Origin of the sequence: Streptomyces sp. NBC_01381 (assembly GCF_026340305.1) — a bacterium.
In the GTDB taxonomy this organism is placed as follows: domain Bacteria; phylum Actinomycetota; class Actinomycetes; order Streptomycetales; family Streptomycetaceae; genus Streptomyces.
Map to the genome: position 1 here is coordinate 765,109 of NZ_JAPEPI010000001.1, position 15,397 is coordinate 780,505.

Here is a 15,397-nt window from a genome sequence, read left to right on the forward strand (position 1 = left end):
GGCTTGTACGGGCCGACTCAGATGTCGAGGAAGCGAACGTCCTTGGCATTGCGCTGGATGAACGAGCGCCGTGCCTCGACGTCCTCGCCCATCAGCACCGAGAAGAGGTCGTCGGCCTGTGCCGCGTCGTCCAGAGTCACCTGGCCGAGCACGCGGTGCTCCTGGTCCATGGTCGTGACGCGCAGCTCCTCGGCGTTCATCTCACCGAGACCCTTGAAGCGCTGGATCGAGTCGTCCCGCACGCGCTTGCCGGCCTGCCGGCCGAGCTCGATCAGGGCGTCACGCTCGCGGTCCGAGTACGCGTACTGGAAGTCGTCGCGGGACCACTTGAGCTTGAACAGCGGCGGGCGCGAGAGGTACACGTGCCCGGCCTCGACGAGCGGCCGCATGAAGCGGAACAGGAACGTCAGGAGCAGCGTGTTGATGTGCTGACCGTCGACGTCGGCGTCCGCCATCAAGATGATCTTGTGGTAGCGGAGCTTCTCGATGTCGAAGTCCTCGTGCACACCCGTGCCGAAGGCCGAGATGAGGGCCTGGACTTCCTGGTTGTGCAGGATCTTGTCGATCCGCGCCTTCTCGACGTTCAGGATCTTGCCTCGGATGGGCAGGATCGCCTGGTACATCGGGTCACGGCCGGACTTCGCCGAACCACCGGCGGAGTCACCCTCGACGATGAAGATCTCGCACTTCGTCGGGTCGTTCGACTGGCAGTCGCTGAGCTTGCCGGGGAGGGAAGCCGACTCCAGGAGGCCCTTGCGGCGAGTCAGGTCGCGCGCCTTGCGGGCGGCGACACGGGCCGTGGCGGCCTGGATGCCCTTGCGGATGATGTCCGCGGCCTCGTTCGGATTGCGGTCGAACCAGTCCGTGAGGTGCTCGTGGACGACCTTCTGGACGAAGGTCTTCGCCTCCGTGTTGCCCAGCTTGGTCTTCGTCTGGCCCTCGAACTGGGGCTCGCCCAGCTTCACCGAGATGATCGCGGTCAGACCCTCGCGGATGTCCTCACCCGTGAGGTTGTCGTCCTTCTCGCGGAGCAGCTTCTTGTCGCGCGCGTAGCGGTTGACCAGACCCGTCAGCGCGGCCCTGAAGCCCTCTTCGTGCGTACCGCCCTCGTGCGTGTGGATCGTGTTCGCGAAGGAGTACACGCCCTCGGTGTACTGCGAGTTCCACTGCATCGCGATCTCGGCCGAGAGCATGCGCTCCTTGTCCTCGGCCTCGACGTCGATGACGGTCGGGTGAATGACCTCGCCCTTACGGGAGTTGAGGTACTTCACGAAGTCGACGATGCCGCCTTCGTAGTGGTACGTGACCGTGCGAGCCTCGACGGCCTCGTCGTCGGTCGCCTCGGCCGAGTCCGCACCCGCCGTCGCCTTCGCCGACTCGCGCTCATCAGTGAGTTTGATCGTCAAACCCTTGTTGAGGAACGCCATCTCCTGGAAGCGCCGTGCCAGCGTCTCGAAGGAGTACACGGTGGTCTCGAAGATGTCGCCGTCGGCCCAGAAGGTGACCGAGGTGCCGGTCTCCTGAGTGGCTTCGTGCCGCTCGAGCGGCGCGGTCGGGGCGCCGCTCTTGTAGTCCTGCGTCCAGCGGTAGCCGTCCGTCTTGATCTCGACGGAGAGCTTGGTGGACAGCGCGTTCACCACGGACACACCGACGCCGTGCAGACCACCGGAGACCGCGTAGCCGCCGCCCCCGAACTTGCCGCCCGCGTGGAGCACGGTGAGCACGACCTCGACGGCCGGCTTCTTCTCCACGGGGTGCATGCCGACCGGAATGCCTCGGCCGTTGTCGATGACGCGCACGCCGCCGTCGGCGAGGATCGTGACGTCGATCGCGTCCGCGTGGCCGGCCAGGGCCTCGTCGACGGAGTTGTCGACGACCTCCTGCACCAGGTGGTGCAGGCCACGCTCACCGGTCGAGCCGATGTACATGCCAGGTCGCTTGCGGACCGCGTCCAGACCCTCGAGGACGGTAATCGCGCTGGCGTCGTACGCCGTGGCTGAGGCCTCGGCGGTTCCTGCCAGGGCCTCGGTGGACGGGATGTTCTCGTTGGGGTTGCCGGAATCGGCCACGAAGCGCCCTTTCTGGCACAGCACAAGCCAAGCACCCGGCGGTGGCCGGAGCGGCTGCGTCGTTCAGCGATAGTCAGCGTTGCTCGGTGCGTCCCACAAGTGGGGCGGGATTAGCTTCCAGTCTACCGGTAGCGCCGACAGTGATGGGGGTTTGCCGGTACCTGAGTCCGCATGTGCCGTCCTGAACCGGCCTCGACCGACTCCCCATATGCGGCCCGGGGCTCTAAGAGGCTCACAGCGGCACTCAGCGCTTCGGGGTGTCAACCCCGAGCTACCACCGGAACCGGCCTCAGCCGTAGGTGTCCCCGGGGCCCGTGCTGCCGGGGGCGCGCAGGGGTCCGAAGCGGCGTGCGGGGCCACCGGGACCGAGCACTTTGATGAGGCGTACGGTGCCGTGGCCCAGGTCCTCGTTGAGGCGCGCGACCAGCTGCGGGGCCAGGAGACGCAGGTTCGTCGCCCAGGCCGTGGAGTCGCACTGCACGGTCAGGACCCGCTCGTTCTCGTCGTACCGCTGGGGGACGCAGTGCTTGGCCAGATCGTCGCCGACGATCTGCGGCCAACGGCCCATCACCCCGCCGACCGCGGCCGGCGTCTCCCAGCCGCGCTCGGTGATCAGACGGTTGATCGCGGAACCGAGCGGCAGCGGGTCGCGGCCGTCGGCGCGCGCGCCGGAGCGCAGTCCACCGCGCCGGGCCTGCTTCTTCTGCTGCGCGGCGTCGCCACGCGCGCGTGCCTGCTCCTTGGCGGCACGGAGGGCGACCCGGGCAAGGTCGACGCCGGACGGTTCGGGCGTCTTCGGCGTGTCCTGCGGTGCGTCCTTGGGGGTGCCCTTGGCGGGCTCTTCGGCGCTCACGCGCGCTCCACCGCGCCGTCCGACACCGTGTACCGCGTACCGACCAGCGCGCCCGGTACGTCGTCGTCCACGGCGGCCGTGACCAGGACCTGCTCGCCCGGCGCCACCAGCTCGGCGAGGCGCTCCCTACGGCGCGCGTCGAGCTCGGCAAAGACGTCGTCCAAGACGAGCACCGGCTCGTTGCCCTCGGCCCTGAGCAGGTCGTACGAGGCCAGGCGCAGCGCGAGGGCGTACGACCAGGACTCGCCGTGGCTCGCGTACCCCTTGGCCGGGAGCTGGCCCAGCTTCAGGAGGAGGTCGTCGCGGTGCGGGCCGACCAGCGTCACGCCCCGCTCGATCTCCTGCTTGCGGACCTCTTCGAGGGCGGCGATCAGCTGCTCGTACAGGGCGTCGCGGGTGTGGCCTTCGCCCGGCGCCGACGGCTTGTACTCCAGCGCGACGGGGCCGCCGCCGGGTGCCAGCTGTTCGTACGCCTTGTCGGTCAGCGGCTGCAGCGTGGCGATCAGGTCGAGCCGCTGTGCGAGCAGTTCGGCGCCGACGCGGGCGAGGTGCTGGTCCCAGACGTCGAGCGTCGACAGGTCCATGGAGCGCCCGCCGTGCCGCCGCGCGAGGGCCGCCGACTTCAGGAGGGTGTTGCGCTGCTTCAGTACGCGGTCGTAGTCGGACCGCACGCCCGCCATGCGCGGGGAGCGCGCCGTGATCAGCTCGTCGAGGAACCGCCGGCGCTCACCGGGGTCGCCCTTGATCAGCGCAAGGTCCTCCGGCGCGAACAGCACCGTACGGACGATGCCCAGCACGTCGCGCGGTCTGACCTGCGAGGACCTGTTGATCCGGGCGCGGTTCGCCTTGCCCGGATTGAGTTCGAGCTCGACGAGCTGCTGCCGCTCGCCCTGCCGGACCGTGGCCCTGATGACGGCACGCTCGGCGCCCATGCGCACCAGCGGCGCGTCCGACGAGACCCGGTGGCTGCCGAGCGTGGCGAGATAGCCGACCGCCTCGACGAGGTTCGTCTTGCCCTGGCCGTTGGGCCCCACGAACGCGGTGACGCCCGGATCGAGAGGGACCTCGACCCGGGCGTACGAGCGGAAGTCGGCCAGCGACAGATGCGTGACATGCATGGTTGGCGCCGACCTCCCCCGGCAAGCCTGTGCTCGGCGCACAGGCTGTGGATTACTTCTTCTCGACCGCGTGGCCGCCGAACTGGTTGCGCAGCGCCGCGATCATCTTCATCTGCGGCGAGTCGTCCTGACGCGAGGCGAAGCGCGCGAAGAGGGACGCGGTGATCGCGGGCAGCGGCACGGCGTTGTCGATCGCCGCCTCCACGGTCCAGCGGCCCTCTCCGGAGTCCTGCGCGAAGCCGCGCAGCTTGTCCAGGTGCTCGTCGTCGTCCAGGGCGTTGACCGCGAGGTCGAGCAGCCAGGAACGGATGACCGTGCCCTCCTGCCAGGAGCGGAAGACCTCACGCACGTCCGTGACGGAGTCGACCTTCTCCAGGAGCTCCCAGCCCTCGGCGTAGGCCTGCATCATCGCGTACTCGATGCCGTTGTGAACCATCTTCGAGAAGTGGCCGGCGCCGGCCTTGCCCGCGTGGACCGAGCCGAAGTCACCCTCGGGCTTGAGGGCGTCGAAGATCGGCTGGACCTTCGCGATGTTCTCGGCGTCGCCGCCGTACATCAGCGCGTAGCCGTTCTCCAGGCCCCAGACGCCGCCGGAGACGCCGCAGTCGACAAAGCCGATGCCCTTGGCCGCGAGCTCCTCGGCGTGCTTCTCGTCGTCCGTCCAGCGGGAGTTCCCGCCGTCCACGACGACGTCGCCGGGCTGCAGCAGCTCGGCCAGCTCGTCGACGGTGGACTGGGTCGCGGCCCCTGCCGGGACCATCACCCACACGACCCGCGGGCCCTTGAGCTTGCCCACAAGCTCTTCGAGGCTGTGGACATCCGCGACGTCCGGGTTGCGGTCGTATCCGATGACGGTGTGGCCTGCGCGGCGGATGCGCTCGCGCATGTTGCCGCCCATCTTGCCGAGGCCGACGAGACCGAGCTCCATCAGTGGTTCCTTAAGTAGCGATGTGGCGTGGAGGCACCTTCGTACCCGCGTCCGAGCCTACGCCCGGACCCTCGCTCACACCTGTGGGCTCAGCCGCTCAGACGTACAGGCATGATCAGGTACTTGTACGCCTCGTCGGCCTCGGCATCCAGGGCCGGCTTGCCACTCAGGAGCGCGGGCTTCGTCGACGTCGTGAACGACAGCTGGGCGACCGGGGAGTCGATCGCGCTCAGGCCGTCGAGCAGGAACGTCGGGTTGAAGGCGATCGAGATGTCGTCCCCGTCGAGCTGGGCGTCGACCCTCTCCACAGCCTGTGCGTCGTCGCTGGAACCGGCCTCGAGGATCAGCACGCCCTGCTCGAAGCTGAGCCGCACCGGGGTGTTCCGCTCGGCCACCAGGGCCACGCGCTTGACGGCCTCCACGAAGGGGGCGGTCTCGATGACGGCGATCGAGTTGAACTCCGTCGGGAACAGCGTGCGGTACTTCGGCAGGTCACCTTCGAGCAGCCGCGTCGTCGTGCGGCGCCCGGCACCCTCGAAACCGATCAGGCCCTCACCGGCACCGGAGCCCGACAGCGCGAGCGTGACCGTGTCACCGCTCGTGAGCGCCTTGGCGGTGTCCTGGAGCGTCTTGGCGGGCACCAGGGCGACCGCGGACGCCTCGGGGTCCTCCGGCTTCCACAGGAACTCGCGGACCGCGAAGCGGTAGCGGTCGGTCGAGGCCAGGGTGACCGTGTCGCCCTCGATCTCGATGCGTACGCCGGTCAGCACCGGAAGCGTGTCGTCGCGGCCGGCCGCGATCGCCACCTGGTTCGCGGCGGCGGCGAAGACCTCACCAGGGACGGTGCCCGTGGCGGTCGGCATCTGCGGCAGCGCGGGGTACTCCTCCACAGGAAGCGTGTGGAGTGTGAATCGCGAGGAGCCACAGACCACCGTCGCCCGCACACCGTCTGTGGAGATCTCCACCGGACGGTTGGGCAGGGCGCGGCAGATGTCGGCGAGCAGACGGCCGGAGACAAGAACCGTGCCCTCCTCGTCGACCTCGGCATCGACGGACACCCGCGCCGAGACCTCGTAGTCGAAGCTGGAAAGGCTCAGTGCGCCTTCCTCGGCCTTCAGCAGCAGGCCCGCGAGGACAGGCGCCGGCGGCCGGGCCGGGAGGCTGCGCGCCGCCCACGCCACCGCCTCCGCGAGTACGTCGCGTTCCACCCGGATCTTCACTTAGCCGCCCTCCTGCTGTTGCTGGCACTGGGGACCAGTCTGACGCACCGCACTGACAGTGGGTGCCCGTCGGGGTCAAGTCGTGACGAGCGGCGCCGGAGGTCCGGAGAGCAAGTTGTGCACAGGCCCCCCTTCCAAGCGAATTCCCCGGTGACTCCAAGTGGGAGTAGTAGTAGGGCCTGTGGAAACCGTGGATAACCGCGAATGCGCAGGTCAGCACCGCTTTTTTATCCACTGCGCCTGTGGGCGGGACCGGTGGACAACCGGGGGTTTCTGTGGACGGGCGGAAGTTACACACACCCGATGCACAGGCAAGGGGTACTTCTCCCCAGCCCTGTCCCCAGCTTTACCCACCTTCCCCACAGGCCAACCGACCCCCTTGGTGTGACGCCTTTCACTCGGCACGGTGACAGGGCGCGTTGCGTTGCCGAACAGTGGACAGCGGTGTGGAGAAGCTGGGGAAAGCTGGGGACAACCGGCCCGTGCCTGTGGGCGGCCGGTGGACAACGTCATGCACACCCTGTGGACGAGATTTTCATCCACACCCTGTGGAGAGTCTTCGTCCACGAATCCACAGCCACCTGACCTGGCTTGATGATCCCTCAGCAGGTTCCCCTGTGGACAGCATCTGGACAACTTCCCGGTCCCCAGGGTGTGGAGGAGAGAAAGACCGCAGATCTGTGGAGAACAGGCCTCTCAGCAGCGGAAATCGAACAGCGCGCGTGCCCAGACGGGGTCTACGCGCGCGTGCACAGGCTGCGGACAACGGCGAAGGGCGCCCCGGAATCGTTCCGGAGCGCCCTTCGGGAGGCGTGTCTCAGCGGCGCTGAGAGCGTCTGTCAGACCTCAGTCCGTCCTCTGTCGGCCCTCTGTCAGCCGTTCTTGATGCGATTGGTGAGCTCGGTGACCTGGTTGTAGATGGAGCGCCGCTCGGCCATCAGCGCGCGGATCTTGCGGTCGGCGTGCATCACGGTCGTGTGGTCGCGGCCGCCGAACTGCGCACCGATCTTGGGCAGCGAGAGGTCCGTCAGCTCGCGGCAGAGGTACATCGCGATCTGGCGTGCCGTCACCAGGACGCGGCTGCGCGAGGATCCGCAGAGGTCGTCCACCGTCAGGCCGAAGTAGTCGGCGGTCGCCGCCATGATGGCCGGCGCGGTGATCTCCGGAGAGGCGTCCTCGCCCCCAGGGATCAGATCCTTGAGCACGATCTCCGTCAGACCGAGGTCCACAGGCTGTCGATTGAGCGAGGCGAAGGCTGTGACCCGGATCAGCGCGCCCTCGAGCTCACGGATGTTGCGTGAGATGCGGGACGCGATGAACTCAAGGACCTCCGGAGGAGCGTTGAGCTGCTCCTGCACCGCCTTCTTACGAAGGATGGCGATACGCGTCTCCAGCTCCGGCGGCTGGACGTCGGTGATCAGTCCCCACTCGAAGCGGTTGCGCAGCCGGTCCTCCAGGGTCACCAGCTGCTTGGGTGGCCGGTCGCTGGAGAGCACGATCTGCTTGTTCGCGTTGTGGAGCGTATTGAAGGTGTGGAAGAACTCCTCCTGCGTCGACTCCTTGCTCGCAAGGAACTGGATGTCGTCGACGAGCAGGATGTCCATCTCGCGGTATCGCTTGCGGAAGGTGTCGCCCTTGCCGTCGCGGATGGAGTTGATGAACTCGTTGGTGAACTCCTCGGAGCTCACGTACCGCACGCGCGTGCCGGGGTAGAGGCTGCGGGCGTAGTGCCCGATCGCGTGCAGAAGATGCGTTTTGCCAAGTCCCGACTCCCCATAGATGAAGAGGGGGTTGTAGGCCTTGGCGGGCGCTTCGGCGACGGCGACCGCGGCCGCGTGCGCGAAGCGGTTGGAGGCACCGATGACGAAGGTGTCGAAGAGGTACTTCGGGTTGAGGCGCGCGGTGGGCTCGCCGGGAGCCGACGCGGGGGCCGGCTGCGCGGCCAGCGGGCCGGGGGCGCCGCCGTGCACACCGTGACCGTTGCTGTGGCCGCCGCCGCGGTGACCGGATGGGCCGCCGGAACCGGGCGCGGACGACGGCTCGGAGAGCTCGTGCCGCTCACGCCGGTCGTGGCGGTCCTGCTGGTCCTGCCGGTCGGTGCGGTGCTGTTCGTACGGGGAGTGGCTCTGCGGCGGCTGAGTCCGGTAGTCGTGCTGCGGCTGCTGGACCGGCGTCGCGTAGGGATCGCGGTCGGGGAAGCCGAGCCGGGGCTGCTGCCAGCCGTAGTCGTCCTGCTGCTGCGGCGGCTGCGGCCAGGCGCCGGGCGCGGGGCGCTGATAGTCCGGGTACGCGGGCCGGGCGTTCGGCAGCTGGTCGGGCCGCGAGCCCTGGGGGTGCTCCTCCTGGCTGCGGCGGCCGTAGCCGTCGTACGCGTCGTGTCCCTGACCGGAGCCCTGGTGCGGCTCGGGCTCTTCGTAACGCTGCTGCTGGGACTGCTGTTGCTGCTGGCCGGGCTGTTGCTGGGCGGGGGGCGCGGAAGGGCCCACCGGTTCGCCCACCGAGTCGTCGACGGTGATGGCGATGCGGATCGGACGGCCGCACTCGCGGCTCAGCGATTCACTGACGATGGGGGCGAGCCGTCCCTCGAGCACGCCCTTGGCGAATTCGTTCGGCACGGCGAGCAGTGCGGTGTCGGCGACCAGTGCCAGCGGCTGGCAGCGCTTGATCCAGCGCTCGTCCTTCGCCTCGACGCCGTGCCCACGCCCTTCCCCCAGCAGCTGTTCCAGCACTCGTGGCCACACTGCGGCAAGATCGGCAGGTACGTCAGCCACAGGGCACGCTCTCTCACGGGGTCCCACGATGGTGTGGTTCTGGGGACCGAAATCGGGATCGGCAGGGAGAAGGGAATGAATCGGAGTTTGGCCACGGTAGTCAGGGCAACCGCTGCGGTTCAAGTTGTTGTCCACAGGCTGTGCACAGTGTCTCTCCCTGACGGTCGGTTTGACCGGATGGCGTAGCCCCGCGTACCGTGACCAGGTCGAGTTGTCGATGGCTGCTGCCGCCTGCCTCCGATGGGCAAAGATCACGATCTGTGATTGTGAAGCGGTGCACTCGGTGCGTATTCGCGAGCTTCTCGTGGGCGCACGGTGACAGCCAGGCGATGTCCCGCCACCACACAATCATTTCTGGAGCCCCCGAGTGAGCAAGCGCACCTTCCAGCCGAACAACCGCCGTCGCGCCAAGACCCACGGCTTCCGCCTGCGGATGCGCACCCGTGCCGGCCGCGCCATCCTCGCGAACCGTCGTGGCAAGGGTCGCGCCAGCCTTTCCGCTTAATCGCATTAGGTCATGACGTCGTGCTGCCTACCGAGCATCGGCTGAGGCGGCGCGAAGACTTCGCGACCGCGGTACGCCGAGGACGCCGGGCCGGACGCCCGCTTCTCGTCGTCCATCTGCGTAGCGGCGCAACGGACCCGCACGTGCCTGGGGAGAGCATTCCCCCGACGCGTGCGGGTTTCGTCGTGAGCAAGGCCGTGGGCGGCGCTGTCGTACGCAACGCGGTGAAGCGCAGGCTGCGTCATCTGATGCGTGACCGGGTGGCTCTGCTGCCCCCCGGTAGCCTGGTAGTCGTACGAGCGTTGCCCGGTGCGGGCGACGCCGACCATGCACAGCTGGCCCGAGACCTGGATGCCGCTCTTCAGCGGCTGCTGGGAGGGGGCGCTCGATGAAGTACCCACTGCTGGCTCTGATCAAGCTGTACCAGTGGACGATCAGTCCGCTGCTCGGCCCGGTGTGCAAGTACTACCCGTCGTGCTCCCGCTACGGCTACCTGGCCATCGACCGGCACGGTGCGATCAAGGGAACGGCGCTCACTGCCTGGCGCATCCTGCGGTGCAATCCGTGGTCGCTCGGTGGTGTCGACCACGTCCCGCCGCGCAAGCGTCCGCGGTGGCACGAGATGCTGCGCGCCAAGTGGCGCGAACGCAAGGGCGGGCCCTCCGCCGCTGGCGTGCCCTCCGGGGAGATCTCCCCCCAGACCCCGAGCCCGGCCGCCGAGACCCCGTCCCATGCTCAAGGAGCCTGATTAGTGGACACGATTGCCAGTCTGTTCAGCTTCATCACGACACCCGTTTCCTGGGTCATCGTCCAGTTCCACGCTGTGTACGGGAAGATTTTCGGTCCCGACACGGGCTGGGCCTGGGGCCTGGCCATCGTGTCCCTGGTGATCTTGATCCGTATCTGTCTGATCCCGCTCTTCGTGAAGCAGATCAAGGCGACTCGGGCGATGCAGACGCTGCAGCCCGAGATGAAGAAGATCCAGGAGCGCTACAAGAGCGACAAGCAGCGCCAGTCCGAAGAGATGATGAAGCTGTACAAGGAGTCGGGTACCAATCCGCTCTCCTCGTGCCTTCCCATCCTGGCGCAGTCGCCGTTCTTCTTCGCGCTGTACCACGTGCTCAACAGCATCGCGACCGGCAAGACGATCGGTGTCATCGACGAGGGGCTCCTGGAGAGCGCGCGTAAGGCGCACATCTTCGGTGCTCCGCTGGCCGCGAAGTTCACCGACAGCGCCGACAAGGTCGCCTCGCTCAACGCCTCGCTGACCGACGTCCGCGTCGTCACCGCGATCATGATCATCCTGATGTCGGCGTCGCAGTTCTTCACCCAGCGCCAGCTGATGACGAAGAACGTGGACACGACGGTCAAGACGCCGTTCATGCAGCAGCAGAAGATGCTGATGTACGTCTTCCCGGTCATGTTCGCCGTGTTCGGCATCAACTTCCCGGTCGGTGTCCTCGTCTACTGGCTGACCACCAACGTGTGGACCATGGGCCAGCAGATGTTCGTGATCCGCCGGAACCCCACTCCGGGCTCCAAGGCGCAGGCCGCGTTCCTCGAGCGTCTGCAGAAGCAGGTCACGCACCACAAGAAGGTGCGGGGTCGTGGCAACACGAATGTCATCAAGGCGATCGTCGCCAAGGGCCGTGACCGCAACGAGTTCGAGCGCAAGTTCATCAACGGTCTGACCAAGGCGGGCCTCGCAGCCCAGGCCGACGGCTCCGTGGCCGAGGGCGAGAGCGCGGTTGCCACCGAGACCGAGGACGGCACTCCGGCCGCCGGTGGCGGTGCTCCCAAGCGGCAGCAGCCCAAGCGCCAGAGCAAGTCGCAGCGCCAGTCCGCGGCCGCGCACAGCACGGCCAAGTCGGAGGGCGACGCGGACGAGGACTCGGACGCCAAGACGTCGCTGGAGAAGACCAAGGACGAGCCCGAGGACGCCAAGCCCAAGGCCGGGGGCGGCAAGTCCGGGTCAGGTAACGCACGCCAAGCCAAGTCGGGGCAGCGCAAGGGCCAGCAGCGGCCCAAGCACCCGTCGAAGAAGTAGAAGGAGTCCATCCGTGACGGAAGGCACCACCGCCCCCGCCGAAGTCGAGGCCGGCGACACTCTCACCCGCCTTGAGCAGGAGGGCGAGATCGCTGCGGACTACCTCGAGGGTCTGCTGGACATCGCCGATCTCGACGGCGACATCGACATGGACGTCGAGGCCGACCGCGCCGCTGTCTCGATCATCAGCGACTCGAACAGCCGCGATCTGCAGAAGCTCGTCGGCCGTGACGGTGAGGTCCTGGAGGCGCTCCAGGAGCTGACCCGGCTCGCGGTGCACCGTGAGACCGGCGACCGCAGCCGGCTGATGCTGGACATCGCGGGCTACCGCGCCAAGAAGCGCGAGGAGCTCTCCGAGCTGGGCGCCAAGGCGGCGGCCGATGTGAAGAGCTCCGGCGAGCCGGTGAACCTCAAGCCGATGACGCCGTTCGAGCGCAAGGTCGTGCATGATGCGGTCAAGGCCGCCGGTCTGCGCAGCGAGTCGGAGGGCGAGGAGCCGCAGCGCTTCGTCGTCGTGCTTCCCGCCTGATCGCACGTCGTTCTCCCGGCCCCGTCTGTTCGCAGGCGGGGCCGGTCTTTGTCAGCCTGATAGTCAGCCACCCCAGTGCGGTACGGAAGGACGGTCCCCGTGACGGAGGCAGCGGAGCTCCCGCCGGCGCCTGAGCAGGCCCGGGCAGTATTCGGTGAGCGCTTCTCGGACGCGGTCCGATACGCGGAGTTGCTGGCCGACGCGGGAGTGCAGCGCGGTCTGATCGGCCCGCGCGAAGTGCCCCGGCTGTGGGAGCGGCACCTGCTGAACTGCGCGGTGCTCTCCGAGGTCGTGCCCGAGAACGTGACGGTCTGCGATGTCGGCTCGGGCGCAGGGCTGCCGGGCATTCCGCTGGCCCTCGTCCGGCCGGATCTGAAGATCACGCTCCTTGAGCCGCTGCTGCGGCGGACGAACTTCCTCACCGAAGTCGTCGAGCTGCTGGGCCTCGATCATGTGACGGTCGTGCGCGGCCGCGCCGAGGAGGTCCTCGGCAAGCTGCCTTCGGTCCATGTGGTGACGGCGCGTGCCGTGGCGCCGCTGGACCGGCTCGCCGCGTGGGGCGTTCCCTTGCTGCGTCCGTATGGAGAGATGCTGCTCCTCAAGGGCGATACCGCCGAGGAAGAGGTCAAGGCCGCGGGAGCCGCCCTGAGCAAGCTCGGCGCGGTGAACACCTCGGTGCTTCACGTCGGAGAGGGCGTGGTGGACCCGCTGTCCACCGTGGTGCGGGTCGAGGTCGGCGAGAGCCCCGGCGGCGTGCGCTTCGCTGCCAAGCGGGCCAAGGCGGCACGCACGGGGCGGACCCGGCGTCGTCGCTGAGCGATGCTGCCGCCAGGCGAGCGGCTACGTCGCAGTTGATCCGTCCTGACGACGAGCCGTACTCCACAAAACCTGCCAAACGTACGCATACCGGGGTGTCGCAGCTGCGGCACCCCGGCTGCCGTGCATCGTGTTTCACGTGAAACGTCGCTCACTGCTGCATGGCATCATCAGTCGCGGCCGCGCTGCTGAACCTCGCGACCGCCGTCCGCTCGGATCCCTCGATAAGGGCACCGAGTTGTCCACAGAGGTGGATTCGTCCACAGAAGACCGGGCCTCGCTGGTTCACGACCCTCAAAGCATGGGAGGCTCTGTTCATTGCGAGCCTGAAGTCGAGGAGAGTGAATCCTTGCGGTCCGACGCCAACATCGCGGGACCGATGACCGATCCGGTCCCCGGTCCCCGTACCGAGTCGGCGGGGGAGGATGTTTCACGTGAAACACCGAGCCCGATGGACGACACCCCTATCGGTCGTGCTGCCCAACTGGCGGTGGAAGCCCTTGGCCGCGCAGGCGAGGGCCTGCCGCGACCTGAGCAGACACGCGTCATGGTGGTCGCCAACCAGAAGGGCGGAGTAGGCAAGACGACGACGACCGTCAATCTCGCCGCTTCGCTCGCTCTGCACGGTGCGCGCGTCCTGGTCATCGACCTCGACCCGCAGGGCAATGCCTCCACGGCTCTGGGGATCGACCACCACGCCGAAGTGCCGTCCATCTACGACGTGTTGGTGGAGAGCAAGCCGCTCTCCGAGGTCGTGCAGCCGGTGCCTGATGTCGAGGGTCTGTTCTGCGCCCCCGCCACGATCGATCTCGCCGGTGCGGAGATCGAGCTGGTGTCGCTGGTCGCGCGGGAGAGCCGGCTGCAGCGGGCGATCCAGGCGTACGAGCAGCCGCTGGACTACATCCTCATCGACTGCCCGCCGTCGCTCGGTCTCCTGACGGTCAACGCCCTGGTGGCCGGTGCGGAGGTCCTGATCCCCATTCAGTGCGAGTACTACGCACTGGAGGGCCTCGGTCAGCTTCTGCGCAACGTCGACCTTGTGCGGGGCCACCTCAACCCGCATCTGCATGTCTCGACGATCCTGCTCACCATGTACGACGGCCGGACCCGGCTCGCCTCGCAGGTGGCGGACGAGGTGCGCAACCACTTCGGCGAGGAGGTGCTGCGGACGAGCATTCCCCGCTCGGTCCGTATCTCCGAGGCGCCGAGCTACGGACAGACCGTGCTGACCTACGATCCGGGGTCGAGCGGTGCCCTCTCGTACTTCGAGGCGGCCCGGGAGATCGCGCTCCGCGGCGTCGGCATTCGCTACGACGTACAGCACGCCCACATGGGCGCTCAGAATGACCAGCACAGCACGACGGAGGGGTTGCAGTGAGCGAGCGACGGAGAGGCCTTGGCCGTGGCCTCGGCGCCCTGATCCCTGCGGCCCCGACGGAGAAGTCGGCCGCCCAGGCCGCGGGTGGGGCTTCTGCTTCCCCCACCGCAGTACCGGTGCTCACCGCCGAGCGGGGGGTGGCGGCCGCGAAGGTGGCGGCGCTCCCGCAGAGCTCCGTTTCACATGAAACACAGGAGCCGCCGAAGGGGACGGTCGAGGCTGCTCCGGAGAACCCGGTCGGCGCGCACTTCGCCGAGCTGCCGCTCGACTTCATCACGCCCAACCCGAGGCAGCCGCGTGAGGTCTTCGACGAGGACGCCCTCGCCGAACTCGTGACCTCCATCAAGGAGGTCGGGCTTCTCCAGCCCGTCGTCGTGCGGCAGGTGGGAAGCTCGAGCTACGAGCTCATCATGGGCGAGCGGCGCTGGCGTGCCTGCCGTGAGGCGGGACTCGAGCGCATCCCGGCGATCGTCCGTGCCACGGACGACGAGAAGCTGCTCCTGGACGCACTGCTCGAGAACCTGCACCGTGCGCAGCTGAACCCGCTGGAAGAGGCCGCCGCCTACGACCAGTTGCTCAAGGACTTCAACTGCACGCACGACCAGCTGGCTGACCGGATCGGCCGTTCGCGTCCGCAGGTCTCCAACACGCTGCGGCTCCTTAAGCTGTCGCCGGCGGTTCAGCGCCGGGTCGCCGCCGGAGTGCTGTCCGCGGGTCACGCTCGCGCTCTGCTCTCCGTCGAGGACTCGGAGGAGCAGGACCGCCTCGCACACCGGATCGTCGCCGAGGGCCTCTCGGTGCGGGCCGTCGAAGAGATCGTGACCCTCATGGGCTCGCGGCCGCAGAGCGCCCCGAAGTCCAAGGGGCCGCGTGCGGGTGCTCGGGTTTCGCCGTCGCTGACGAACCTCGCCACCCGCCTCTCCGACCGGTTCGAGACCCGTGTACGGGTGGACCTCGGTCAGAAGAAGGGCAAGATCGTCGTCGACTTCGCTTCGCTGGAGGACCTGGAGCGCATTCTGTCGACGCTCGCCCCGGGCGAGGGTCCGGTCCTGAGGAACGGACTTGCCGAGGACGCCACCGAGGAAGACGCCTCGGAGGACGGCGAGGCCTGAGCCTCATCAACCGTGCTCCAGAGCGGGCCGTGTCCGGTGTGTACCGGAACA

At 68.0% G+C, this 15,397-nt stretch carries 14 protein-coding genes; 8 read left to right on the forward strand and 6 right to left on the reverse strand.

Annotation, left to right across the window (positions count from 1 at the left end; translation table 11 throughout):
• Window positions 1-17: 17 nt before the first annotated feature.
• The 6 genes from gyrB to dnaA all read right to left on the reverse strand — a co-directional run bounded on the left by gyrB (window position 18) and on the right by dnaA (window position 8,959).
• On the reverse strand, window positions 18-2,039 hold the full coding sequence (gyrB, locus tag OG453_RS03685; protein ID WP_266869694.1) for a DNA topoisomerase (ATP-hydrolyzing) subunit B: 2,022 nt from the start codon (window positions 2,037-2,039) through the stop codon (window positions 18-20).
• Between the two features lie 319 nt (window positions 2,040-2,358).
• The gene (locus OG453_RS03690) at window positions 2,359-2,922 is read right to left on the reverse strand and encodes a DUF721 domain-containing protein (protein WP_266864452.1); all 564 of its coding nucleotides are present in this window, start codon (window positions 2,920-2,922) and stop codon (window positions 2,359-2,361) included.
• Window positions 2,919-4,040, reverse strand: a complete 1,122-nt coding sequence (recF, locus tag OG453_RS03695) for a DNA replication/repair protein RecF (RefSeq protein WP_266864454.1) — start codon at window positions 4,038-4,040, stop codon at window positions 2,919-2,921. Before recF ends, OG453_RS03690 begins: the two co-directional genes overlap by 4 nt.
• Before the next feature lie 52 nt (window positions 4,041-4,092).
• Window positions 4,093-4,968 carry a phosphogluconate dehydrogenase (NAD(+)-dependent, decarboxylating) gene (gene gnd, locus OG453_RS03700; RefSeq protein ID WP_266864456.1) on the reverse strand — a complete coding sequence of 292 codons (876 nt, stop codon included), beginning with the start codon at window positions 4,966-4,968 and terminating at the stop codon, window positions 4,093-4,095.
• Between the two features lie 89 nt (window positions 4,969-5,057).
• A complete protein-coding gene (gene dnaN / locus OG453_RS03705) occupies window positions 5,058-6,188 on the reverse strand; it encodes a DNA polymerase III subunit beta (protein WP_135332056.1) in 1,131 nt (376 codons plus the stop codon).
• 872 nt (window positions 6,189-7,060) lie between these two features.
• Window positions 7,061-8,959 carry a chromosomal replication initiator protein DnaA gene (gene dnaA / locus OG453_RS03710; RefSeq protein WP_266864459.1) on the reverse strand — a complete coding sequence of 633 codons (1,899 nt, stop codon included), beginning with the start codon at window positions 8,957-8,959 and terminating at the stop codon, window positions 7,061-7,063.
• Between the two features lie 367 nt (window positions 8,960-9,326).
• On the opposite strand from dnaA, the gene rpmH reads away from it, so the two are divergent.
• The 8 genes from rpmH (at window position 9,327) to OG453_RS03750 (ending at window position 15,346) form a co-directional block, all read left to right on the forward strand.
• The gene (gene rpmH, locus OG453_RS03715) at window positions 9,327-9,464 is read left to right on the forward strand and encodes a 50S ribosomal protein L34 (RefSeq protein WP_006381191.1); all 138 of its coding nucleotides are present in this window, start codon (window positions 9,327-9,329) and stop codon (window positions 9,462-9,464) included.
• Window positions 9,465-9,484: 20 nt separating this feature from the next.
• Window positions 9,485-9,856, forward strand: a complete 372-nt coding sequence (rnpA, locus tag OG453_RS03720) for a ribonuclease P protein component (RefSeq protein ID WP_266864461.1) — start codon at window positions 9,485-9,487, stop codon at window positions 9,854-9,856.
• Complete coding sequence (gene yidD / locus OG453_RS03725; protein WP_135332059.1) at window positions 9,853-10,212, forward strand: membrane protein insertion efficiency factor YidD; 360 nt, start codon at window positions 9,853-9,855, stop codon at window positions 10,210-10,212. Before rnpA ends, yidD begins: the two co-directional genes overlap by 4 nt.
• Before the next feature lie 3 nt (window positions 10,213-10,215).
• On the forward strand, window positions 10,216-11,511 hold the full coding sequence (gene yidC, locus OG453_RS03730; protein ID WP_266864464.1) for a membrane protein insertase YidC: 1,296 nt from the start codon (window positions 10,216-10,218) through the stop codon (window positions 11,509-11,511).
• 13 nt (window positions 11,512-11,524) lie between these two features.
• Window positions 11,525-12,040 (forward strand): R3H domain-containing nucleic acid-binding protein, encoded by a 516-nt coding sequence (locus OG453_RS03735; protein WP_266864465.1) that lies wholly within the window; start codon window positions 11,525-11,527, stop codon window positions 12,038-12,040.
• Between the two features lie 99 nt (window positions 12,041-12,139).
• Window positions 12,140-12,856, forward strand: coding sequence for a 16S rRNA (guanine(527)-N(7))-methyltransferase RsmG (gene rsmG, locus OG453_RS03740; protein WP_135332062.1), 717 nt, complete (start codon window positions 12,140-12,142; stop codon window positions 12,854-12,856).
• A gap of 301 nt (window positions 12,857-13,157) precedes the next feature.
• Complete coding sequence (locus OG453_RS03745; RefSeq protein WP_266864468.1) at window positions 13,158-14,234, forward strand: ParA family protein; 1,077 nt, start codon at window positions 13,158-13,160, stop codon at window positions 14,232-14,234.
• Entirely contained in the window at window positions 14,231-15,346 is a 1,116-nt protein-coding gene (locus OG453_RS03750) for a ParB/RepB/Spo0J family partition protein (RefSeq protein WP_266864469.1), read from the forward strand. Before OG453_RS03745 ends, OG453_RS03750 begins: the two co-directional genes overlap by 4 nt.
• The last annotated feature ends 51 nt before the right edge of the window (window positions 15,347-15,397 follow it).